At 59.3% G+C, this 23,639-nt stretch carries 21 protein-coding genes; 14 read left to right on the top strand and 7 right to left on the bottom strand.

Translation table 11 applies throughout. From position 1 onward, the window contains the following. Window positions 1-155 precede the first annotated feature (155 nt). Window positions 156-1,112 carry an N-acetyl-gamma-glutamyl-phosphate reductase gene (gene argC, locus HBR94_RS22955; RefSeq protein WP_057438425.1) on the bottom strand — a complete coding sequence of 319 codons (957 nt, stop codon included), beginning with the start codon at window positions 1,110-1,112 and terminating at the stop codon, window positions 156-158. 113 nt (window positions 1,113-1,225) lie between these two features. Between argC and HBR94_RS22950 the strand changes: the two genes are divergently transcribed. Together HBR94_RS22950 and HBR94_RS22945 are read left to right on the top strand one after the other, a co-directional pair. Further along, window positions 1,226-2,110: a LysR family transcriptional regulator gene (locus HBR94_RS22950; RefSeq protein WP_170045592.1), complete on the top strand. Its 885-nt coding sequence runs from the start codon at window positions 1,226-1,228 to the stop codon at window positions 2,108-2,110. Window positions 2,111-2,434: 324 nt separating this feature from the next. Beyond that, window positions 2,435-4,090: a methyl-accepting chemotaxis protein gene (locus tag HBR94_RS22945; protein ID WP_170045591.1), complete on the top strand. Its 1,656-nt coding sequence runs from the start codon at window positions 2,435-2,437 to the stop codon at window positions 4,088-4,090. Window positions 4,091-4,215: 125 nt separating this feature from the next. Here HBR94_RS22945 and HBR94_RS22940 read toward each other — a convergent pair whose 3' ends face one another. Further along, the gene (locus HBR94_RS22940; RefSeq protein ID WP_170045590.1) at window positions 4,216-5,982 is read right to left on the bottom strand and encodes a penicillin-binding protein 2; all 1,767 of its coding nucleotides are present in this window, start codon (window positions 5,980-5,982) and stop codon (window positions 4,216-4,218) included. A gap of 424 nt (window positions 5,983-6,406) precedes the next feature. On the opposite strand from HBR94_RS22940, the gene HBR94_RS22935 reads away from it, so the two are divergent. The 8 genes from HBR94_RS22935 to HBR94_RS22900 all read left to right on the top strand — a co-directional run bounded on the left by HBR94_RS22935 (window position 6,407) and on the right by HBR94_RS22900 (window position 15,553). After that, window positions 6,407-7,861 carry a TrkH family potassium uptake protein gene (locus HBR94_RS22935; protein WP_169960286.1) on the top strand — a complete coding sequence of 485 codons (1,455 nt, stop codon included), beginning with the start codon at window positions 6,407-6,409 and terminating at the stop codon, window positions 7,859-7,861. 295 nt (window positions 7,862-8,156) lie between these two features. Then, entirely contained in the window at window positions 8,157-9,104 is a 948-nt protein-coding gene (locus HBR94_RS22930) for an AraC family transcriptional regulator (RefSeq protein WP_170045589.1), read from the top strand. A 107-nt stretch (window positions 9,105-9,211) separates the two neighbouring features. Beyond that, the gene (locus tag HBR94_RS22925; RefSeq protein ID WP_170045588.1) at window positions 9,212-10,588 is read left to right on the top strand and encodes a Rieske 2Fe-2S domain-containing protein; all 1,377 of its coding nucleotides are present in this window, start codon (window positions 9,212-9,214) and stop codon (window positions 10,586-10,588) included. Continuing rightward, window positions 10,585-11,073 carry a benzoate 1,2-dioxygenase small subunit gene (benB, locus tag HBR94_RS22920; RefSeq protein ID WP_128593680.1) on the top strand — a complete coding sequence of 163 codons (489 nt, stop codon included), beginning with the start codon at window positions 10,585-10,587 and terminating at the stop codon, window positions 11,071-11,073. The genes HBR94_RS22925 and benB overlap by 4 nt, the downstream gene beginning before the upstream one ends. 10 nt (window positions 11,074-11,083) lie before the next feature. After that, window positions 11,084-12,106: a benzoate 1,2-dioxygenase electron transfer component BenC gene (gene benC / locus HBR94_RS22915; protein WP_170045587.1), complete on the top strand. Its 1,023-nt coding sequence runs from the start codon at window positions 11,084-11,086 to the stop codon at window positions 12,104-12,106. A gap of 10 nt (window positions 12,107-12,116) precedes the next feature. Continuing rightward, entirely contained in the window at window positions 12,117-12,878 is a 762-nt protein-coding gene (locus tag HBR94_RS22910; protein WP_170045586.1) for a 1,6-dihydroxycyclohexa-2,4-diene-1-carboxylate dehydrogenase, read from the top strand. Window positions 12,879-12,931: 53 nt separating this feature from the next. Then, window positions 12,932-14,266 (top strand): MFS transporter, encoded by a 1,335-nt coding sequence (locus tag HBR94_RS22905; protein WP_169960289.1) that lies wholly within the window; start codon window positions 12,932-12,934, stop codon window positions 14,264-14,266. A gap of 39 nt (window positions 14,267-14,305) precedes the next feature. Continuing rightward, a complete protein-coding gene (locus tag HBR94_RS22900; protein ID WP_170045585.1) occupies window positions 14,306-15,553 on the top strand; it encodes an OprD family porin in 1,248 nt (415 codons plus the stop codon). Between the two features lie 66 nt (window positions 15,554-15,619). Here HBR94_RS22900 and HBR94_RS22895 read toward each other — a convergent pair whose 3' ends face one another. From HBR94_RS22895 to HBR94_RS22885, 3 genes are all read right to left on the bottom strand, one after another. Next, window positions 15,620-16,687, bottom strand: coding sequence for a hypothetical protein (locus tag HBR94_RS22895; RefSeq protein ID WP_120733031.1), 1,068 nt, complete (start codon window positions 16,685-16,687; stop codon window positions 15,620-15,622). 96 nt (window positions 16,688-16,783) lie between these two features. Beyond that, the gene (locus HBR94_RS22890) at window positions 16,784-17,164 is read right to left on the bottom strand and encodes a RidA family protein (protein ID WP_057959700.1); all 381 of its coding nucleotides are present in this window, start codon (window positions 17,162-17,164) and stop codon (window positions 16,784-16,786) included. Window positions 17,165-17,190: 26 nt separating this feature from the next. Then, on the bottom strand, window positions 17,191-18,327 hold the full coding sequence (locus HBR94_RS22885) for an FAD-dependent oxidoreductase (protein ID WP_170045619.1): 1,137 nt from the start codon (window positions 18,325-18,327) through the stop codon (window positions 17,191-17,193). Window positions 18,328-18,508: 181 nt separating this feature from the next. Between HBR94_RS22885 and HBR94_RS22880 the strand changes: the two genes are divergently transcribed. Next, on the top strand, window positions 18,509-19,123 hold the full coding sequence (locus tag HBR94_RS22880) for an XRE family transcriptional regulator (protein ID WP_057959698.1): 615 nt from the start codon (window positions 18,509-18,511) through the stop codon (window positions 19,121-19,123). Window positions 19,124-19,152: 29 nt separating this feature from the next. Here HBR94_RS22880 and HBR94_RS22875 read toward each other — a convergent pair whose 3' ends face one another. Together HBR94_RS22875 and HBR94_RS22870 are read right to left on the bottom strand one after the other, a co-directional pair. Next, the gene (locus HBR94_RS22875) at window positions 19,153-20,643 is read right to left on the bottom strand and encodes an MFS transporter (RefSeq protein ID WP_115128181.1); all 1,491 of its coding nucleotides are present in this window, start codon (window positions 20,641-20,643) and stop codon (window positions 19,153-19,155) included. Between the two features lie 141 nt (window positions 20,644-20,784). Then, window positions 20,785-21,036 (bottom strand): hypothetical protein, encoded by a 252-nt coding sequence (locus HBR94_RS22870; RefSeq protein ID WP_057438437.1) that lies wholly within the window; start codon window positions 21,034-21,036, stop codon window positions 20,785-20,787. A gap of 98 nt (window positions 21,037-21,134) precedes the next feature. Between HBR94_RS22870 and HBR94_RS22865 the strand changes: the two genes are divergently transcribed. The 3 genes from HBR94_RS22865 (at window position 21,135) to HBR94_RS22855 (ending at window position 23,517) form a co-directional block, all read left to right on the top strand. After that, window positions 21,135-21,914 carry a helix-turn-helix transcriptional regulator gene (locus HBR94_RS22865; RefSeq protein ID WP_170045584.1) on the top strand — a complete coding sequence of 260 codons (780 nt, stop codon included), beginning with the start codon at window positions 21,135-21,137 and terminating at the stop codon, window positions 21,912-21,914. Beyond that, complete coding sequence (locus tag HBR94_RS22860; RefSeq protein WP_262383418.1) at window positions 21,898-22,530, top strand: hypothetical protein; 633 nt, start codon at window positions 21,898-21,900, stop codon at window positions 22,528-22,530. Before HBR94_RS22865 ends, HBR94_RS22860 begins: the two co-directional genes overlap by 17 nt. 618 nt (window positions 22,531-23,148) lie before the next feature. Continuing rightward, entirely contained in the window at window positions 23,149-23,517 is a 369-nt protein-coding gene (locus HBR94_RS22855; RefSeq protein WP_262383417.1) for a hypothetical protein, read from the top strand. The last annotated feature ends 122 nt before the right edge of the window (window positions 23,518-23,639 follow it).

Here is a 23,639-nt window from a genome sequence, read left to right as displayed (position 1 = left end):
TGGCCACCTCTGCCAGATTCGATATCGAAGTTTACGTGACCCTCCCCATCTGATTCGCCCTGAATAGGGAGGGCGGTCCGTACAACCTATTGGCTGAATTCTGCCGCCGCTGACCGGCAGCTATGGGCCGATTGCTACCTGTCGTGGACGACCGTTTAACCCCAAGCCCGACTGGATTGCAAACGGCTTCCTGCAACCATCAAGTCCAGATTCTGCACCGCCGCTCCAGCGGCTCCCTTCCCAAGATTGTCAAACACCGCAGCCAACAAAACCTGCCCCATCTCATCATTTTCACACACCACCAAGCGCAAACTGTCCGTCCCGTTAAGCGCCTGAGGATCAAGGTGCGTCAACTCTTTTGACTCTTGCATCGACATCACCTGTACATGCTCCGCACCGATGTAGTGCTGCATAAGGCACGCATGCAACCGCAGCGCATCCACGCCCGGCGCCAACAACCGAAGTTGCAACGGTATGGTCAGCACGATCCCCTGACGAAAAGCCCCATAGGCCGGCACAAACATCGGCCGTTCCGTCAGACCGCTTTGCTGCTGAATTTCCGGAATATGTTTGTGTGCCAGCCCCAGGCCATAAACCTGAAACGACGGCGCCTGTGACGCACCTTCTCCCTCATGCTCTTGCACGCCGACGCGGCCTTTTCCGGAATAGCCCGACACCGCATGAATGTTCGTCGGGAAGTCCCTGGGCAGCAACCCGGCCTCCAGCAATGGGCGCAGCAACCCTATCGCCCCCGTGGGATAGCAACCGGGGTTGCTGACCCGCCGCGCCAGGGCGATGTGCTGGGCCTGCTGTGAGTTCATCTCCGCAAAACCATAGGTCCAGTCTGGATGAGTGCGGTGCGCCGAACTCGCATCGATCACCCGAACGGCGGGGTTTTCGATGCTCGCTACGGCGTCGCGTGCGGCTTGGTCGGGCAAGCAGAGAATCGCGATGTCGCAGGCGTTGATAATTTCGGCGCGACGTTGCGGGTCCTTGCGGTGTTCGGGGCTGAGCGTGATGAGCCGCAGATCGGTCCGGTCGCGTAGACGTTGATGGATTTGCAACCCGGTGGTGCCTTGGTCGCCGTCGATGAATACAAGGGGGCTTGCCATGGAATGCTCTCGGACATAGGAAATCAGGAGTTCCAATCTTCAGCGCGGGGTTAAGATAGGAAAAGTTGAATTTCTAAACGATGAGATTCAGTTTTTCTGAAGGATGAGTGATCATGCGCGAAATCAGCCTGGACCGTCTGCGCACGTTGGTGGCCATTGCCGACCTGGGTTCGTTTGCCGAGGCGGCCCGTGCGTTACACCTGGCCCCCCCCACGGTGAGTTTGCATATCGCCGACCTGGAGTCGCGGGTTGGCGGCAAGCTGTTGTCGCGCACGCGTGGGCGCGTGCAGCCTACGGCGATAGGAGGAACCCTGGTGGACCGCGCGCGGCGGCTGTTGGCGGATGCCGAGCAGGCGCTTGAGGATGTGGAGCGTCAGGTGCAGGGCTTGGCCGGGCGCGTGCGGCTGGGTGCCTCCACAGGGGCTATCGCGCAGTTGTTGCCGCAAGCGTTGGAGACCTTGAGCCAACGCCATCCCGCTATTGATGTGCAGGTCGCGGTACTCACGTCGCAGGAAACCTTGAAGAAGCTTGCCGAGGGCTCTTTGGAGATTGGCCTGGTCGCGCTGCCACAGACCCCGGTGAAGGCATTGCGGATCGAACCATGGCGGCGGGACCCGGTCATGGCTTTCTTGCCAGCGCGCTGGGAATGCCCGGAGGTTGTGAGCCCTGGTTGGCTGGCCGCTCAGCCATTGATTCTGAATGACAACACTACTCGGCTTTCGCGCTTGACCTCGGAGTGGTTCGCCAGTGATGGACGCCGGCCCACGCCGCGTATTCAACTGAACTACAACGATGCGATCAAAAGCCTGGTGGCGGCCGGTTACGGTGCGACGTTGTTGCCCCATGAAGCCTCCACGCCATTGCCCGATACCCGGATCGTCATGCGGCCATTGCAGCCTTTATTGTGGCGTCAACTCGGTATTGCCCACCGTGGTGGGGACGTCGAGCGGCCGACGCAGCATGTGTTGGATGTGTTGTGGGGGTTGAGCGCGGGCTAGGGCGATGTTGTCAGAGAAAGGAGCGCTTTCGAGCTATCGCTGACGTTGGCGACAGTCAGCCCGGCCTCTATTTCTTGCGCCTGTCAGAAACCGGAGGTGGCTAACCGTTCATCGGGATTGAGTGATGTCATGACGACATCATCCAAATATATCTGTACAAGAGTTGTACAGGATTAAATTCTTGTACAAGTATCGCTGGCCAGGAAACAACGCCGCTACTCGTTGCCGATGAACAAAAGAATACCTGCGCAGGATGCGGACCAGGGGCGAATACATACCCTTGCAGGTGTCCCTTAATTGCTCCTCTCATTACGCAGGTACATCATGCCATCGCACACTCTCCGGTTCTCTACACGCACCAGTCTCTATGCCGGCTATGCCAGCCTGGTCGCGTTTATGTTACTGATCGCCGCGATCTCGCTGTACGCCCTGGCTAACAGCAATAAGGATTTTTTTCTCTACGTTAATGGCGTTGATGCACGTACCCGCCTGGCCAACACACTGAACGACGCCGCCGCCCAGCGCGCGATTGCCCTGCGTAACATCGCCTTGAACAGCAATGTCACTGCGAGAGGACAGCAGCGGGGCGCGATTGCCCTTAACGAACAAACGGTGGCCAGCAGCCTCGCCGCGCTACGCCAGGCAATTGATACCCATGATGATGTGTCGCCCAGATCACGTGAGCTGTTCTCAACCATCGAGCAGGTCGAGAGCCGCTACAAACCGGTAGCGCACACCATTGCCGAACACCTGTTCAAGGGTGAAAACGATGAGGCCATGCGCATGGTCAGCGAGCAGTGCACACCATTGCTGGCCGAGCTGACCCGGGCAATTGGCGAATACCTGCGCTACACCAACCAGAAGGCAGACCTGCAGGTCAGCGAAAATGACGCAAATTATCTGTCACAACGCAACCTGCTGCTCGCCATTACGGCGCTGGCCGTCTTGCTAGCGGCGGTACTGGGCTACGTCATCAGCCGCAACCTGCTGCGCGCGCTGGGTGCCGAACCGAGTGAACTCAACCAGCTCGCCCAACGGGTTGCCCAGGGCGATTTGCGCGCTAGCGAGCGCACGATTGAGCCACCACAAGCCAGCATCATGGCCGCCTTGCTGAGCATGCAGGAGAACCTGCGGGACATGACCAAGGGCATAAACCTGTCCTCACAAACCGTGGCCGAATCCAGCCAGGAGCTTAGCCAATCGAGCTTGAGAAACGCCGAAAGCGTGGCTGTGGCACAGTGCGAAGTCGAGCAGATCGTCACCGCCGTTCACCAAATGGCCGCCACCGTGCAGGATGTCGCGCGCAATGCCGAATCCGCCGCCAGTGCCGCCAGCGAGGCCGATAGTGCGGCCCTGTACAGCCAGCAGAAGGCCAAAGATGCCGTGAACATGATCGGCGAACTGGCCGAGACAATCGAACAGTCCAACATGGCCATGGGCCGGCTGAAGAATGAAACCGGCAATATCGGCGGCGTGCTTGAAGTGATCAAGTCGGTGGCCGACCAGACCAACCTGCTGGCGCTCAACGCTGCCATCGAGGCTGCCCGTGCTGGTGAGGCCGGACGCGGCTTCGCGGTGGTAGCCGACGAGGTGCGCAGCCTGGCACAGCGTACCCAGAAGGCCACCTCAGAGATTGAGGGGCTGATCGCCAGTCTGCAGAAAATTGCCGATGAGACCTCGCAGCATATGCAACGCTGCAAGCACTCCAGTGCGCAGTCGGTGTCCGGCGTTTCCGAGGCCGGTGACGCGGTAAGCACGATCGTCACCATGATCGAGCGGATCAACGGCATGAACCACCAAATCGCCGCTGCCGCCGAGCAGCAGAGTACCGTTGCCGAGCAGATCAGCCGGGGCATCGTGACCGTCAGCGAAAGCGCCGAGCAATCCGCTGCAGCCTTCCGCAGCGCTCAGCAGGAAAGCGAAGGATTGGCACGCACCAGCGTGACATTGCGAGAGAACATCTCGCGCTTTCAGCTCTAGGGACTGTTGCCGTTTCATCGCGAGCCGCGTTGCTGCGAGAAATGGCCTCCGAGCAATGATCATCGAGCTGCACTCGGAAGCCGCCCATTGGGAACCCAGCTTACTGCCAAGTTCAGACTGAGCGTTCAACCCGTTGCGGGTATATGGGCTCGCAATAGTGGCTGCGAGTGTATAGGCGTCGTAAACATCGCGGGCGATGGGGCCCCAGCACGCCCAGGCGTGGCGCGAGTAGAACGACGCTCATCACTCGGAATATTTCTGATCCGAAGAGCGTCTTCAAGGACCTCCTTAAAAATCGGTGCTGCAATAGCTCCCCCGAAATAGCCTCCGGCAGTGGGTTCATCTACGATTACGGCCATTATGAATTCCGGCGCGTTGGCCGGAGCGATACCTACGAACATGGCTCTATATTTATTGTTTTGATATCCGCCGCTGGATGCCTTGCGTGACGTGCCGCTTTTGCCTGCAATTGTATAACCGTCGATGGCTGCGCGCTTTCCACCTGCTCCAGGGCCATCCACGGCCTGCACCATCATGCTCAGAACACTGTTGGCGACCTCCGGACTTATGACGTTGCGTGAGGGCTTTGCCTCGCCTTTGATTATTGATAGTGGAACTAGATTCCCGTCATTCGCAAAGACGGTATAGGCTTGAGCCAGTTGTGCCAAGTTGACAGACAAGCTGTATCCGTATGAGAGGCTCGCTGTAGCAATGTCGGACCACACCCGGTTGACTGGAACAGTCCCGACGCTTTCTCCGGGGAAGTAGATAGCTGTGTTGATTCCGAATCCCAACTCAGTAAGCAATTGCGAGATGACTGCTCCACCTGTCGGAATCGCGACCTTGCTCATGCCAACATTTGAAGAGCGGCGGATAATTCCCGCCAAATCCAATTGGCTGTCTCTGCCTACATCCCTAATGGTATATCCATTTATCTTTACGAATCCTGGTGCTATTTGAATAATGGCGTCTTTGTCAATTATTTTAGCCGTCAGAACGGCTGCCATACTGAATGGTTTTATCACTGAGCCGGGCTCATACACATCAGTGAAAACGCGATTTCGAATAAGCTCCGCGTTGAAGCTTTTGCGTGCATTGGGATTAAAGGAGGGCATTGTAGAGAGTGCTAATATCTCACCTGTTTTAGCGTGTATAAGGATCGCACTTGCAGACTTGGCTGCATTTTTCATGAGGGCTTTCAGTAGTGCTTTTTCAACGTAATGTTGAAGTGTGGAGTCAATCGTCAAATGCAGATTGTCTCCCGGAGTAAAGGGTTTGTGCACAACGATTTCACGAGTGGCTCGCTTGTGTAGGTTTAACGTGTGCTCTTCTATGCCAGGCAGGCCAGAAAGTTTATGGTTATACATTAATTCGATACCTTCGATACCTTTCTGGTCAATATTGGTGAAGCCTATTGACTGAGCAAGCATCGAGGATTGAGGGTAGTATCTCTTGTATTCCTGGCGTTCATAAACGCCAGGAATAGATAGTTCCATTATCGTGTTCGCCAGCTGGGGATCAATCCTTCTGGCCAAATAGGCAAAGGATTTGTTTTGAGTGTTTAGTGTTAGGTTTTTTGTTAGCGATTCATTGATGTCAAGATGTTCTTTGAGTAGTGCTGCTTGCTGATTTGTTGGGTCAAACTGTTTAGGGTTTACCCACAAGGTGCTCACCGGTGTGGAAACTGCCAACGGCTGACTGAATCTGTCGAATATAGTCCCGCGAACGGGGATCGTTTCAATCATTCGCGTTGTTCGTTTGCGGCCTTCGCTGGCCAGGAATTCATGGGAAAAAATCATCAGGTAAGTTACTTTGGCCGCAAGAACCATTGATAGTGTATAAAAAACAGCTAAGACAATGGCGAATCTTGGGTTTGTCGCTAGGGGCTTCACACGGCACATCCTGTTGTATACGTTCAAAACAGGACCAGCCTAACTAAATTATTCGTGCTTCGCTCTGTAATATTAAGAAATGTCTTTCCTTGATCTATTCGCCTCTAGCGAATTGGATGGTCGATTCTAGTTTTGAATGTTGGCAATACAGATAATTTTTTATCTTTACAACGAGCTTTCTCGTTATTAAATGGGAAAATAATAATGACGACTGAAATGCAGACGCTTTAAGCGAATCGGGTACCCGGCTACGTGATGAGGTCATACCGGTTTGGCAGCATGCTGCTGGTTGAATTGCTCTGGGCCAAAAGCTGTCTTTGACGCACGCAGTCTGACGGCTTGCTCGTGAAAATTTTACGCAAAATTTACGGAGCTTCCAGGTTCGGCATCGAATACTGCGCGGTGATAATTTGGAACGCTCCTCATGTCCCTCGCAGCAATTCGGCTTATTGGATTTATCTTAGGCATTTTTCTGGTCACGCTGGCCATAAGCATGGCTATTCCCATGATCACGCTGGTGGTCTACGGCCGTAGCGACGATCTGTCGGCATTTCTCTGGTCGAGTTTGATTACCCTCATCTGTGGCCTCCTGTTGGTCGTCCGGGGGCGCCCGGATACTGGTCAGCTTCGCCCGAGGGATATGTACCTGCTGACGACGGGCAGTTGGGTGGTGGTGTGCACCTTCGCAGCGTTGCCAATGCTGTTCATCACTGACATCAGTTACACCGACGCGTTTTTTGAAACGATGTCTGGCATCACAACCACCGGCTCGACTGTACTCAGTGGCCTGGACACCTCATCTCCCGGCTTGTTGATCTGGCGCTCCATGCTGCATTGGTTGGGAGGCATAGGATTTATTGGCATGGCGGTGGCGATCCTTCCACTGTTACGAGTGGGTGGCATGCGGCTGTTCCAGACAGAGTCCTCAGACTGGTCAGAGAAAATGACGCCGCGTTCCCATGTGGGCGCCAAGTACATCCTGCTGCTCTATTGCGGGCTTACTGGCATCGGCGCAATCGCGCTCTGGCTCGCTGGAATGACGCCATTTGACGCGATCAACCACGCAATGTCGTTGATCTCTACCGGCGGGTTCTCAACTTCCGATGCCTCACTCGGGCATTGGACACAACCAACGATTCACTGGGTGGCAGTGGCCATCATGATTCTGGGCAGTATGCCGTTTACCTTGTACGTCGCCACATTGCGGGGTAATCGGCGTGCGCTGATCAAGGATCACCAGGTACGCGGATTTATTGGATTCTTGCTTGTCACATCGCTGGCCGTGGGCACCTGGCTGTATTTTCACAGCGATTACGGGTGGTGGGATGCGTTTCGTATCGTGGCAGTCAACGTGACCTCGGTGGTCACGACCACCGGAATTGCTGTTGGCGACTACACCTTGTGGGGCAGCTTCGCGGTCTTGCTGTTTTTCTATCTGACGTTCGTGGGTGGTTGTTCCGGCTCCACTGCCGGCGGGCTTAAAATCTTCCGTTTTCAGGTGGCTGCCGCTCTACTGGTCAGTAGCTTGAAGCAGTTGATCCACCCTCGAGCCGTGATTCAGAAAAAATACAACGGCCATCCCATCGACGAAGAGATCGTGCGCTCGCTATTGACCTTCTCGTTTTTCTTCACTATCACGATTGCCGCGATTGCCTTGGGCCTGGCGCTCATCGGGCTTGATTGGACAACCGCGTTGAGCGGTGCCGCTACTGCGGTGTGTAACGTCGGGCCGGGGCTTGGCACAATCATTGGCCCGGCCGGTAACTTCTCATCATTACCGGATGCCGCAAAATGGCTACTGACCGTTGGCATGCTTCTGGGAAGGTTGGAAATCCTGACGGTGTTGGTACTCGTAACTCCGGTTTTCTGGAGATATTGACCCCGCTTGTCGAGGGCCGGGACTAATCCACCTCGAAGGCCGCAACCCGCGCCCGTTTATAAAAAGTGGCAGCACGTCCCATGAGCGCACTTCTGATCTAAGGCGCTACGGAACACGTATCAAGACATGTCGCCCCCCCAAGCGGTCGTGCGCCGCATGATGCCCGGCCTAGTGCGGATTATCGCCCCACGCAAAGCCGACCATACCTCCCAGGTATCCCGTCAGACCTTATCCATATTGGACGGTCGCGGCATCACGCCTCAGCCTGAGGCCAATAACGATAAAGAGGCGCACCATGACCGTGCTATTGAGTGAGCGCAGCCAGATTTTCCAGGGCGCCGATGCCTATGCTGTGTCGGACTATGTCAACCAGCATGTGGGCAGCCACTGTATCCGCCTGCCGCCCAAGGGCCGGCCGATGGCGAGTATCAGTCACCGGACGTTTTCCAGCCTGGACTTGTGCCGTATCAGCTATGGCGCGCCGGTCAGGGTCACGTCGGTGGCGCTGGAAACCATTTATCACTTGCAGATCCTGCTGACAGGCCACTGCCGCTCCAATTCCCGGGGCGGGGAGCAGGTCTTCGGACCGGGGGAGATCTTGCTGATCAACCCGGATGACCCGGTGGACCTGACCTATTCCGCCGACTGCGAAAAATTCATCATCAAGTTGCCGGTGCGTCTGTTGGAAAACGCTTGCCTGGCGCAGCACTGGACGCTGCCGCAGCCGGGTATTCGCTTTGCGGATGCACGCCGGGCGCTGAGTGAGATGGACGGTTTTCTGCAGTTACTGGGGCTGATCTGCCATGAGGCGGAAAACGCCGCCGAGCCTGAGGTGCAGGGCCTGTATGAGCGGATTGTGGCCAATAAGCTGTTGGCGCTGCTGGCCAGCAATGTGTTGCGGGTGGTTCCCCAGGCGGCGCAAGGCGGCGGTTTTGAGGCCGTGCGCGAGTTTATCGAGGGACATCTGGGCGAGGACATCAGCATCGAGCAGTTGATGGCGGTGGCCAAGGTCAGTGAGCGTTCGCTGTACAGCCTGTTCGAACGCCAGGTGGGCCTGTCGCCCCGTGATTATGTACGCCAGCGCAAGCTGGAGCGGGTGCATGCGCGTTTGCAACTGACTACCGCGCGCAGCGTGACGGAGGTGGCACTGGACCATGGCTTTATGCACCTGGGGCGCTTCTCCGAGGCCTATCGCAAACGCTTTGGTGAGCTGCCTTCGCAGACCTGGAGGCGCCATCGCTAAGCGGCTTGCGCCAGCCGGATACTGATTTGCAGGAAGCGGATATTGAGGAACAGGACGAACACGTACGGTGAGGGCGCCTGATACAAGAACAACGGAGGGCCTGCCCCATGACCAGTACACTCGAGCGCCTCGCTGCACAACTGCGCGAGTCCGTTCAGGAAGATCCCGCTACCGGGGTGTTCCGCTGCCGCCGCGACATCTTTACCGACCCCGAGCTGTTTGCCCTGGAGATCAAGCACATCTTCGAAGGCGGGTGGCTGTACCTGGCCCATGAAAGCCAGGTGCCGGAAATCAACGACTACTACACCACCTGGATTGGCCGCCAGCCGGTGGTGATCACCCGCGACAAACAGGGCACCCTGCATGGCCTGGTCAATGCCTGCGCCCATCGCGGCGCCATGTTGTGCCGGCGCAAGCAGGGCAACAAGGGCTCATTCACCTGCCCATTCCACGGCTGGACCTTCAGCAACGCCGGCAAGCTGCTCAAGGTCAAGGATGGCAAGACCGGGGCCTACCCGGACAGCTTCGACTGTGACGGCTCCCACGACCTCAAGCGCCTGGCGCGCTTTGAAAACTACCGCGGTTTTCTGTTCGGCAGCCTCAGCGACGCGGTGCCGGAACTGAGTGATTACCTGGGCGAGACCCGCGTCATCATCGACCAGATGGTCGACCAGGCTCCCCAGGGCCTGGAGGTGCTGCGCGGCAGTTCATCCTATGTCTACGACGGCAACTGGAAGCTGCAGATCGAGAACGGTGCCGACGGTTACCACGTCAGTTCCGTGCACTGGAACTACTCGGCGACCATGGGCCGGCGCAATTACGAGGCCGAAGGCACGCGCACGGTCGATGCCAATGGCTGGTCGAAAAGCCTGGGCGGGGTCTACGCCTTCGATCACGGGCATATCCTGCTGTGGACGCGCCTGCTCAACCCCGAGGTGCGTCCGGTGCATGCCCATCGCGAAGCATTGGCCGAGCGCCTGGGCCAGGCGCGTGCGGACTTTATCGTCGACCAGACCCGCAACCTGTGCCTGTACCCCAATGTGTACCTGATGGACCAGTTCTCCACGCAGATCCGTGTGGTGCGGCCCCTCGCGGTGGACAAGACCGAAGTGACCATCTATTGCATGGCGCCGATCGGCGAAAGTGCCCAGGAGCGGGCGACGCGGATTCGCCAGTACGAAGACTTCTTTAACGTCAGCGGCATGGGTACCCCGGATGACCTGGAGGAGTTCCGCGCCTGCCAGACCGGCTACCAGGGGGCGACCACCCTGTGGAATGACCTGAGCCGTGGCGCCAAACAGTGGGTGGAGGGGGCCGACGACAACGCCAGGGCCATGGGCATGCACCCGCAACTGAGCGGGTTGAAGACCGAAGACGAAGGCTTGTTCGTGCGCCAGCATGCGCATTGGGCCGCAAGCCTGCAGCGCGCAATCGAGCGCGAACAGCAGGGCCTGATCGCCAGCGACCGGGAGGTGCAGCCATGAGCCTGTCCCGTGACCGCCTGCTGGATTTTCTCTACCGCGAAGCGCGCCTGCTGGATGATCGCCAGTGGGATGAATGGCTGGCGTGTTACTCGCCCAAAGTGGAGTTCTGGATGCCCGCCTGGGACGACTACGACACCCTCACCGAAGACCCGCACAGCGAAATCTCACTGATCTACTACCCCAGCCGCGATGGCCTGGAAGACCGGATCTTCCGGATCAAGACCGAGCGATCCAGCGCCAGCACGCCCGAGCCGCGCACGGTGCACCTGCTCGGCAACCTCGAAGTGCTGGCCGACGATGGCGCGCAGGTAGAGCTGCGTTTCAACTGGCACACCCTCAGCCACCGCTACAAGACCACGGACAGCTATTTCGGGACGTCCTTCTATGGCCTGGATATCAGTGGCGAGCAGCCGCTGATCACGCGCAAGAAGGTGGTGCTGAAAAACGATTACATCCACCAGGTCATCGACATCTACCACATCTGAGGACACCGCCATGAGCTATGCCATTGCCCTGAACTTCGAAGATGGGGTGACCCGCTTCATCGACTGCAAGGTGGGGGAGAAGGTCCTCGACGCCGCCTTTCGCCAACGCATCAACCTGCCCATGGACTGCTCCGACGGGGTGTGCGGTACCTGCAAATGCCATTGTGAAACCGGCGCCTACGACTTGGGTGACGACTATATCGACGACGCCCTGAGCGCCGACGAAGCCCGGGAACGCCAGGTGCTGACCTGCCAGATGGTGCCGCAATCCGATTGCGTGATTGCCGTGCCGTTGCCGTCCAGTGCGTGCAAGACCGGCACCACGCAGTTTGCCGCGACGCTGGCGAGCATTACCCGCCACGCCGATGCCGCGCTGGAGGTGAGCTTTGGATTGGACCAGGCGCCGGTGTTTTTACCCGGCCAGTACGTGAATATCGGTGTGCCCGACAGTGGGCAGACGCGCTCCTATTCATTCAGCAGCCGCCCTGGCGACACGCACGCGAGTTTCCTGATCAAGCATGTGCCGGGCGGCTTGATGAGCAGCTGGCTGGAACGCGCCCAGCCGGGCGATCGCGTGCCGATGACTGGACCACTGGGCAGTTTTTACCTGCGCGAGGTGATGCGGCCCCTGTTGTTATTGGCCGGCGGCACCGGTCTGGCGCCGTTTCTGTCGATGCTTGAGGTGTTGGCACAGCGCGGGGAAGCCCGGCCGATCACACTGATCTACGGGGTAACGCGGGATCAGGACCTGGTGCTGGTTGAGGCTCTGGAGGCCTTCGCCGCGCGCTTGCCCCAGCTCACGATTGTCACGTGCGTGGCCGACCCGCAGACCGCGCACCCGCGCCAGGGGTATGTCACCCAGCATATGGCCCGCGAGGCGCTCCACGACGGCGATGTCGATGTCTACCTGTGCGGGCCGCCGCCGATGGTCGATGCGGTGCGCCAACACTTCAAGCACCAAGGCGTGAGCCCGGCCAGCTTCCATTACGAGAAATTCACCGCCAATGCCGTCGCAAGTTCTGACGCCGCGTGAGGAGATCAGCATGAATCTACGTTTTGACACCAAGGTAGCGCTGGTTACCGGCGCCGCCCAGGGCATCGGCCGGCGCGTGGCCGAGCGGTTGCTGGCGGAGGGCGCCTGGGTGGTCGCGGTCGATCGCTCGGAGCTGGTGCATGAGTTGCAGCATGCACGGCTGCTGACCCTGACCGCTGACCTTGAGCAACATGCCGCGTGTGCTGAGGTCATGGCCGCCGCCAAGGTGCGGTTTGGGCGCATCGACATTCTGATCAACAACGTCGGCGGGACTATCTGGGCCAAGCCCTTTGAGTTCTACGCGGTAGCGCAAATCGAAGCCGAAGTGCGCCGCTCGTTGTTCCCCACGTTGTGGTGTTGCCATTGTGTGCTGCCCTACATGCTCGAACAGGGCAGTGGGGCCATCGTCAATGTGTCTTCGGTCGCCACACGCGGGGTCAATCGGGTGCCCTATGGCGCGGCCAAGGGCGGGGTCAATGCCCTGACCGCGTGCCTGGCCCTGGAGACCGCCGGCAGCGGCATCCGTGTCAATGCCACCGCACCGGGCGGCACCGAGGCCCCACCGCGGCGCATCCCGCGCAACAGCCAGCCGCAAAGCGAGCAGGAGCGCGTGTGGTACCAGCAGATCGTTGACCAGACCCTCGACAGCAGCCCGATGAAACGCTACGGCAGCATCGACGAGCAAGCGGGCGCGATTCTATTTCTGGCCTCTGACGAGGCCTCCTATATCACCGGCGTGACCTTGCCGGTAGGAGGTGGCGACCTCGGCTGATTCACCGTTACCTGCAGACATTGACTCACAACAACAATAAAGAGAGCACTGCCATGCGTACCCATGACGTTCATTCGATTATCGACAATGCCCCTTTCAATCGCTTCCATTGGCTGGTTGTCAGCCTGTGTGCCTTGCTGTTGATCTTTGATGGCTATGACTTGTTTATCTATGGCGTGGTCTTGCCATCGATCATGCGCGAGTGGGGGCTGACGCCCCTGCAGGCCGGCGCCCTGGGCAGTTATGCGCTGTTCGGCATGATGTTCGGCGCGCTGATCTTCGGCACCCTGGCGGACCGCTTCGGGCGCAAGAAAGGCATCGTCTTTTGCTTTGCGTTGTTCAGCATTGCCACGGTGATCAACGGCTTTGCCAGCAGCCCTACGGAGTTCGGCATCTGCCGGTTTATCGCCGGGCTTGGCTGTGGTGGGCTGATGCCTAACGCGGCGGCGCTGATCAACGAATATGCGCCGAAAAAAGTGCGCAGCACCTTGATGGCCTTCATGTTCAGCGGCTATTCCCTGGGTGGCATGCTCGCCGCCAGTGTGGGGATTTTCATGTTGCCGGCCTATGGCTGGTCGTCGATGTTTTTTGTCGCCGTCATCCCGCTGCTGCTGTTGCCGGTGATTGTGCTGTGGTTGCCCGAATCCATTGGCTTTCTGATCCGCCAGGGCCGTGTAGAGCAGGCCCGAGTGCTGCTTAATCGCCTGTCGCCAGACACCCCGATCAACGCCGGGGATGAACTGCTCATCGCGGACGTCAAGAGCAAGGGCGCGTCGGTGGTGGAGTTGTTCCGGCATGGCCTGGCCATGCGTACGGCGATGATCTGGACTGCGTTTTTCTGCTGCCTGTTGATGGTCTATGCCTTGAGTTCGTGGCTGCCCAAGCTGATGGCCGGGGCTGGCTACAGCCTCGGGTCGAGCTTGTCGTTCCTGATTGCCCTGAACCTGGGCGGTATGGCCGGGGCGTTGATTGGCGGGCGGTTGGGGGATCGGCTGAACCTGGTGAAAGTGGTGATCTGCTTCTTTGTTGCCGCCGTGGTTTCCATCAGCCTGCTGGGCATCAACAGCCCGATGCCGGTCTTGTACCTGCTGATCTTTATTGCGGGTGCCACCACCATCGGCACGCAAATCCTCCTGTATGCGGGGGCGGCGCAACTCTATGGCTTGTCGATTCGCGCCACCGGCCTGGGCTGGGCCTCCGGCATCGGGCGCAATGGCGCCATCGTCGGCCCACTGTTAGGCGGCGCGCTGATGGCGATCGAGCTGCCGCTGCAACTGAACTTCATGGCCTTTGCCGTGCCCGGTGCCATTGCGGCCCTGGCCATGACGGTGTTCGCCTTGAATGAGCGGCGCACCGCTATCCGGTTGCCGGCCGCCCAGGCGCTGTAACTGTCCGACCTGTCGATAATAAAAACAAAGAGCAACGACATGCACACACAACGTATCTGGCTTTCCCTGCTAGGGCTGCCCCTTGCGGCAACGGCGGGCGAGGGTGGTTTTTTCGCGGGTTCCACGGCTACCTTGCAGGCCCGCAACTATTACTTCAGCCGCGACTTCTCCGATATTGTCGGCGCCAACCAACAGTCCCAGGCCCAGGAGTGGGGCCAGGGGTTTATCCTGACTTACAAATCCGGGTATACCCCCGGCCCCATTGGCTTTGGCCTGGATGCGCTGGGCACCCTGGGCCTCAAGCTCGACAGCAGCCCGGACCGGGTCAATAGCGGCTTGTTGCCGGTCAAGGACGACGGCCGCGCTGCCGACGACTACAGCCGCCTGGGCTTGACCTTCAAGGCGCGGTTATCCAGTAGCGAACTGAAGGTTGGGGAGTTGCAGCCGAACCTGCCGGTGCTGGCCTTCAGTGACATACGCTTGCTGCCGCCGAGTTATCAGGGGCTCAGTCTCAGCTCCAATGAAATCACGGGGCTGACCCTGCAGGCGGGGCACCTGAGCACCACCAGCCTGCGCAACGAGGCCGGTGACGGCAAGATGATCGCCATGCTCGGCCATGTGCCGCAGCGCGGGGCTCAGAGCGATGCCTTCAATTATGTCGGCGGCGACTACGCGTTTAATCGCGAACGCACCAGTGTCAGCCTCTGGCATGGCCAGTTGCAGGACATCTACGCCCAGGACTTTATCGGCCTCAAGCATAGCCAGCCGTTCGGGACGTGGGTGCTGGGCGCCAACCTGGGTTACTACACAGCGCGCGAGGAGGGCGAGCAGTTACTCGGCAAGATCGACAACCAGGCGTTTTTCTCGCTGCTATCGGCCAGGCGCGGTGGCCATACCTTTTACGTGGGGTACCAGGCGATGTACGGCGACAGCGCCTTCCCCCGGGTATTTGCCAATGTCACGCCATTGGGCAACGAAGTCCCCACCTACGAGTTTGCGTATACCGACGAGCGCTCCTGGCAGGTGCGCTATGACTACAACTTCGCGGCACTCGGGGTGCCGGGGCTGACTACCACGGTGCGCTATATCACCGGCGACAACGTCAGCACCGGCGGCGGCTACGAGGGCCGGGACCGCGAGCGTGACCTGGATATCGGGTATGCCGTGCAAAGTGGCGTACTCAGTGGCCTGGGGATTCGGGTACGCAATGTGATGGCGCGCTCAAACTACCGCAGCGATATCAATGAGAACCGGTTGATCCTCAGTTACACCTGGACGCTGCTTTAGACCCTGACCGAGCAGGGCTCCAGGCCTTGCTCGGTTAGCTTTTGTGTGCGGCGCAGGTGTACCGAATCATCTACCGTTACTGGCCAGCCACAATCCCCCTACGCGTAGCCAACCCACGACCACTGCACCAATCAGCAAAAAGCCCAGGTAACCGAACAGTGGATAGACCTGGCCCACCAGGCTGACAAATCCCACCAGGCTGCCAGCGAATGCCAATGCACCGAAGGCTGCCGAGCCAATGCGGAATGTACGTGTGCCTGCCGGCAGCAATCGGGCCGAAAAGGAATACAAGGTCCCCACGGCCGTATTGACGATCATCAGGAAAATGATCAACGCCATCAGCAGGCCGAGGGCCGGCGAAACCTCAGTGGCGATGGACAGCATGGGCATGGGCAGGTCCGCCACGCTGTCCAGGCGTGACAGCAGACCCAGGCTCATTACCAACATCAACAGCCCCAGTAATGCTCCGCCGAAAATGCCACCCCAGATCGCCTGTTTCTCGGATTTGGCGGCGCCGCCCATGATCGCAAGAAACGGCACCCCGGCCACGATGTTGTAGGACACATACAACAACGCGCCCAGCAGCCAATGGCTCGCGCCAGGGTCTTGCTGGCTGGCCAGTTGGTTGAGTTCACCGAAACTCAGGCCCCGGGTGGCGACGCCATACAGGGCCACGCCTGCCGCTGTCAGGACCAGCAGCGGCGTGACGGCGCCGATCATGCCAATGACCTTCTTCACATCCAGGCACACGATGGCGACCACGATCAGCGTCACCCCAGCGCTGCCGAACAGGGCGGGAATGCCGAACTGCTGTTCCAGCAGGGCGCCACCCCCGGCCAGCATGACCACCGTTACCGCAAACATGAAAAAGGTGATCATCAGGTCGACAAAGGTCCCCAGGTAGCGTCCGCACAATGCATGCACTACGTCCTTGTGGGACTTTGCCCGCAGCCGGCTGCCCATGCCCGCCAACGCCATGCCGAGAAAGATGAAGAGCGCGGCGCTGACCACCGAACCCAGCAGCCCCCAGACGCCGAAATCCACGAACATCAGTAGCAGCTCCCGACCGGAGGCGAACCCTGCACCGACAATGACGCCGACAAATGCGCCGGCTATTTTCAGACTTTCTTTCATGACGACTTCCCTCAAATTATTGTTGTTATCGCTCAGGGGGGAAGGCCACTGCTCATGGCCTACCGGGGCATCGCTCTGGCAAACGGCTGGGGTGGATCAACGGGCGCCGACCCATGCCTGGACTTCGATCTCGACATCGACGCCCAAGGCCAATTGGGCGCCGCCGACCGTGGAGCGCACCGGGAAGCCACCGTCGAAGTGGCGCTTATACACGTCGTTGAAACCCGCGAAATGCTGCATGTCCGACAGCCACACGGTGGCCTTGATCACCTGCTCGAAACTTGCTCCGCATTCGGCCAGGGTTTCGCCGATGCGGGCCATGGCCGCCTCGGTCTGCTCGCGGATATCACCGAGCACCACTTCGCCCAGAGGGTTCATGGGGACTTGCCCGGAGAGGTACAGGAAATCACCGACCCGAATGGCCTTGGAGAACGGGTAGGGCAGGTGGCTGGGGTAACGTTGGAAAGTGTCAGACATGCTATGCACCTCATTGGGGGGATAAATTAACGCAAGCGGCCAGGGGCCAGGCGTTGTGGCTCGACGCCCTGGTGGCGCAGGGTCTCGGGAAGGGGAAGATCGAGTAATTGGCTGCAGGCCAGTTGCGATACACCGGCTGCGGACTGAATGCCATAACCGCCCTGTGCCGCCAGCCAGAAGAAGCCTTCGCAATGATTGTCCCAGCCGACCACCAGGTCACCGTCGCCGACGAACGAGCGCAGGCCGGCCCAGCTATGGCGTGGGCGGCGAATGGTCAAGGAGGTGGCGGCCTCGATGTGATAGATGCCGGTGGCGATATCCAGCTCTTCAGGCATTACATCCTGTGGTGGGACAGGATCGGCATTGGCCGGTGAGCCCAGCAATTGGCCAGCGTCGGGTTTGAAGTAGAAGCTTTCGTCGATACCGATCACCGCCGGCCAGCGGGAGAAGTCCGTGTTTTCGGGGCCGTCGAAGGTAAAGGCGGAGCGTCGGCACGGTTGCAACCCAACGGGCGGCACGCCGCACTGCTGTGCGACCTGATCGGCCCAGGCGCCTGCGGCATTGACCAGGTGGCGCGCGCGCAGTTGGCGGCCGTCGGCCAATACCAGGTGCCATTGAAGGCCTTCGCGGGTGGCGACATTCAGTTGGGCATCGCAGTGCAGCACCCCGCCGGCCCGCCGCATGGCCCGCAAAAAGCCCTGGTGCAGCGCATGCACGTCGAGGTCGCGGGCATCGGTCTCGAGCATCGCCCCGGCAACCGCCTCGGGGCGCAGGCACGGCACCAATGCCAGGGCCTGCTCGGTATCAATCAATGACACGTTGCCGGCCTGCGCCCGGCTGGTGGCGAAGGCTTGTTGCAGCAGGGATTGCTGCTCTTGGCCGGCGATGTACAGGCAGCCGCGCGGCTCCAGGAGTGCATGTTCGGTGAACGCGGCGGGCGGCTGCTCATAGAAGCCTCGGCTGGCGCGGGTCAGGGCCTGGATCTGTGGCGTGCCATAGCTCTCCATGAACATTGCAGCAGAGCGCCCGGTGGCGTGGTAACCCGGCTGGCTTTCACGTTCGAGCACCACGACACTGGCCTGGCTGGCCAGGCGATAAGCCAGGGAGGCCCCCGCAATACCACCGCCGATGATGGCGAAATCGAAACATTCGCTGTTGGGCACTGCGAGTACCTCCTGTCTCTGGGGAAGGGACGACATGCCCTTTCCTGTGTTTTTATAATTCTCAGATAAGAGAAATGTAAGATATGAGAATTTTCCAGTCAACCCACAACCATGAGGTATTATTCCTGCCCATACCCTGGCTCAGCTCCAGGCACCGTTTTTTGTACGACAGAGAGCCTGCATGAGTTCCGATTGCGCCTCGGGTTCCACAACCCATCCCTTGATAGATCGCGCCCAGGTTGGCGCCCGCCTGCGTGTGATCCGCAAGCACCAGAAGTTGACGCTCAAACAACTGTCCGAGCGCTCAGGCGTGGCTTTGTCGACCTTGTCGAAGATGGAACTGGCGCAGGTGTCGGTCAGTTATGAAAAACTGGCGGCTGCGGCGCGGGCCCTGAATATAGATATTGCCCAGCTGTTCAGCCCGACCAGACAAGGTGTCAGCGCCCAACAGCCTACGGTGGTCAGCACCGCCATCGACGGTGCGGCCGGCTACAGCACGGGCAATTATGACTATCACCCGATGGCCGGGGATTTCCCCGGGCGCAGCATGACGCCCATGTATGCGCGGATCTATGCGCGGGAACTGGGTCAATTCGAAGACTACATCCGGCACCCGGGGCAAGAGTTCGCGGTCGTCCTGTCAGGCCGCGTGCGCATTCAATTTGAAACCGGTGAATCCCTTAGCATCGGCTGTCGTGAGACGGCCTATTTCAATAGTGCAATCGGCCATATTTACCTGGCGGAAGGCGAGGATGGCACCGCCGCCGAAGTGATGGTGGTGATGTCGGAGTCCTGAGGCGCCAAGGCGTTTTTGGGCAGTGACCTCTACCGGTGCCCTGCAGTGATTGCCTGGTCTTTGGAGTAACACCGGATCACCCGCAGGGCGGTAAAAATGGCAACGCCGGGCGCGACCGCAAACACACCGAACAGCCAGCCGGCAGCATTGGCCGTGCCGGCGATGCCTGCGGGATGCGTAAGGCCGGCAAGGTTTGCCACCATGCCGGCGAGGGCCGCACCGAGGGCGGTGGCGAACAGTTGCACAGTAGTAATCGACGCGCCTGCCAAGTCCTGCTCGCTGGCAGGCGTCACCTGAAATACCCGGGTCAGCAAATGCGGCCACGCCAGCCCGACGCCAAACCCGACGGCGACGAGCGCCAGGCAGATCGGCGTGACCGTCAGCCAGCCACCGCTACTTTCGACGCGAATCAAAACGGCCAGTGCAGCCATGCCCGTCAAGCCAAGGATTGGGCCGGCAAGGATCGCGCGCCTGATGCCTTTGCCATGTGCCCCGGAACTTGCGATTGAGCCCAGCGTCCATCCGCCCGCCATAAGCGCCGCGAGGTAGCCGGCGGCGAGCGGCGATTGATGGTGCAGGACCTGGAGGAAAAGTGGCACGAAGATCTCGCCACTGGTAACGGCCACCGCCAGCAAGGACAGGGTTGCATACAGCACTCCCAGCGCGGAGGTGATCCTGAAGGCGCCCGTTGGCAGCAGTCGATGGCGGGCGCGGCTTTCTGTGACTATCAGCAGGCCAGTCAGGAGCGCGGCGGCACCCAGGCCGGCGATGTTCCAGGCGAGTGTTGACGAGACGCTGGCGGCTGAAACAGCGAGCACGGCCGACGTCAGGAACACCAACTGGGCCAGAGGGAGCGGCAAGCGTTGTGATCTGATGGCGTTGCGTTTGGGCAACACCACGGCAGCCAACAGGGCGAACAACCCGGCGACAGGGATGAGCGACCAAAAAGCTGCGCGCCATACGCCGAGTTCAGCGAAGACGCCACCGACCGCCGGGCCGATCAGCGTGGCCACTCCCCACATGCCCGACACCAACGCCATCGCTCGCGGCCACAAGGTTTCATGGAACACCAGGCGGATCATCGCGTAAGAGAGCGCGAACAGAAAACCGCCACCCAACCCCTGGATCAGACGGCCGGCCAGCATCACGGGCATGGATGGGGCAAACGCACAGATCAGCGCACCGGCTGCAAACACCAGCGTGGCGAGGGTGTAGGCGCCGCGTGCCCCCAAGCCGACCAGGAGCCTGGCTGACAATGCTGAGCCAAGGATCGAGGCGGTGACGAACAGTGTGGTGTTCCACGCGTAGTAGTCGATGCCGCCGATGTCCCGGACAACTGAGGGCAGGATCGTAGTCGCAATGTAGACGTTGATCGCGTGGAGCACGACGCCCCCTGCCAACGCCAGGGAGCGCACGCCATTGGCGCCAGAAAGGAGGGTGGCCCAACCTGCATTTGGAGGATCATCGACCTCTGGTACCGGTTGCGAACGTTGATCTGGTGAGGTGTGGTGGGTATTCATAGGGAGGCCACGTTGCGATTCAGGCACTCCTTATAAAACCTCAAGTAAGGTTAAGGTCAAGACACAGGTCAGCCTCCATCTCCAAATACAACTGGCCCTTCAAAAGACCTTGCAAGGGATAGCGCTGTGGGCAAAAGCCCATCAATGTGCATCCACCAGACGCTGCAAGGCGCCATCACGGATCGCAAGCACTTCAAATAGTCCCAGGGCACGCAGGGCCGGCAGGCTGTCGATCAGGTCCTGCTCGGCAGCGCTGCGCGCCGCGGGCGTGGAGGTAGGGGCGGTCCACACTCTGGCGTTGATCAGGAAGGCGCCAACGCTGCCTTTACGAATCATGACGCCGTTGCGTTGTACCTGGTTTTTGTCATCGGGCAGCATATCTTCTGCGCGCATGGTGTTTCCTCGCTAGGTGTTGAAGACCTTGACTATAAGGGCGTAGTGTTGGCTGATTTACGTTATTGAAGACAATCAATATCCCAATGAGGCCACTCATGCCAGCTGCCTTGATTTCCCCCGCCGAGGCGTCCTCGGCCGAGGATCCGTTGATTGTTGCAGTGATCCGCAAGGAGCGTGAACCACGGGTTACCGAGCGCCACGGCCATGCGCGGGGCCAGTTGCTTGGCGCAACGTCGGGCCTGCTTTCGGTGGATGCCGGTACCAGTCAGTGGGTGGTGCCTGCGACACATGCCGTGTGGATCCCGCCCAATGTCCCCCACGGCGTGCGTTCCCATGGGCCGTTTGCCGGGTGGAGCGTTTACGTGCGCGAACTGGCGTGCATTGATTTACCTGAAACGCCATGCATCCTGGCAGTGTCCGGGCTTCTGCGAGAAGTAGTTGCCCGTGCTGCGGGGTGGGGAGCCAAGCCTCTGGACCACGCGCAGTCGCGTTTGGCCGGTGTAGTGCTTGATGAAATACAGACTCTGCCCCGGGTGGCCCTGGGTTTGCCGATACCTCAGGACGCCCGGTTGCGCAAGATTGCCCAGGCGCTGTCGGATCACCCCGATGACGAGCGCGGCCTGCAGGCCTGGGCGACCTGGGTGGGGATGGCACCGCGCACGCTGACACGGCGCTTTGTGGTGGAGACCGGTTTCAGCTTTACCGAATGGCGTCAGCGGGTGCGCCTGCTAAGGGCCCTGGAAATGCTTGCGGCGGACATGTCGGTCACCCGTGTGGCCCTGGAATTGGGCTACGAAAACGTCAGCGCTTTTATTGCACTGTTCCGTCGCACGTTCGGCGTTACACCGGGTCGCTACTTTGCAAACTACCTTTGAGGCCGGGCGCGCCCTAGCCGGGATCCGATCCAATACGGGCGACCTGTCAGATTCCGTCACGGCCTACGCGGCATGGGGGCAGCGCGATGGGAGTGACAACGCGCTGATTAACTCCAGCACCCTGATCAACAATGTGGGTGACATCAGTTCTTCGGCGATTCGCTCGACCCGCAGCGGCACCCAGCAATCCGGTGAAGTTGGCCTGAAGGGCAAATTCCAGACCGGGCCTGTGGGCCACGCCTGGACCCTCGCCACCACCCGTTTCACCTCCGACAACAGCTTCAAGGACGCCAGGGCCGGTATTCCCGGTACCACCCATTTCGACAACCTGGACTTTGGCGACACACCGACCTTCCCGGGTTATGGCGTGACCACCTCGCAGACCCGCGCGACCCTGGGCAGTTATGCGCTTGCCGATACCCTGTCTTTCGCCGATGACCGCGTGCAATGGACCGTGGGCGCCCGCCGCCAGCGCGTGGAAAACACCACCGAGAACTTCGGTGACTGGGCGTCGAAAGTCAGCTACGACGAAAGCCGCGTCTCGCCGGCCACTGCCCTGTTGGTCAAAGTGACGGACAAGGTATCAAAGCATGCCCTCAGATGCGCCCCAATGTAGCAATCTACTGAAGTGGATGGAGCTCCACAGTTTGTGGAAAGGCAAAAATGATCAGATAAACAGCCTGCCAGACGACCCCTAAAGACTCTCAGGATCCCCGAAAAACATTTTGACTGGGCTCTAGGACGGTATTTTCAGGCGGAAAAAATTCAAATGTGCCCCCAGTTTTGCCCCCAGTGCATCAGGTTCGCGAGTGGCGATCTCCGGCAGAGCCAGATGGATTCAGATGGCTTTCAGTAGTTCATAAGTGAGGAGAGGGGGCTCACATTGCCTACCTCTCAGTCGGGAATTACCAGCGACGTCGGATAGAGCTGTCTACGGTGCTGCGAATCTTTCAGTCCGACGCTGATTGATCTGCGAACATCTGTATACTTATACAGCCATTGCGCAACCTCCGACGATTTGCACCAAAAATTGTCTCCGTTGTTGTTTACCGCTCCCGTCAATCACGCTAACTTGCGGTAACGCTGGCAGAGTGCCGCTATCGGTCATCCCTGACCAGATCTCACTCGCGCGCACAGCTGCTCAGCTGGTGCCTACCCTTAATCAGGGCGGGATCATTGATCGCGCGCAGCAACCGCAAGAGGATTCTGCGGTTTAGTGTTTGTAGGAAGTGTTATGGATGGCGTGAGCTTCAAGCAGGTAGATCAGTATGCCCTGTGTTGTGTCGAGAATTTTTCTGATGAGCTTAAGCTCGCGCTGAGGGAAAACCTCACCCGTATCTGCCATGGTGCTGATCAGGCCAGCAAGGACAGGGCGATCTACAAATACCCTGCGACGATTAAGCACTTCTGGAACGAGCGCTATTCCAAGAAAACTTGGGAAACCCGGATTGGTATGCTGGGTGAGCTCCTGTCTCACGTCATCATTCTGAAGCTCTTCCCCAACTTCGATGTGGTCTCCCCGTTCTTCAATATGGAAGAGAAGAGTATCCGGAAGGGCTTCGATCTCCTCCTATACGAGACCTCAACCAACAACGTCTTGTAGTGGTCAACTCATCCCGGACACGGTTTTGAGTTTTTCTTCCGTTTTCGCTGGGGCCAATCCATCGTTAAATTGATGAGGTCGGATCCAGTTGTAGTGATGCATCAGGTACTGGCTAATGTCTC

The sequence above is a fragment of the Pseudomonas sp. WS 5412 genome (assembly GCF_012985615.1).
Classification (GTDB): domain Bacteria; phylum Pseudomonadota; class Gammaproteobacteria; order Pseudomonadales; family Pseudomonadaceae; genus Aquipseudomonas; species Aquipseudomonas shahriarae.
Note: the sequence above shows the minus strand (reverse complement) of the source record. Positions and strands in the feature narration are given on the sequence as shown.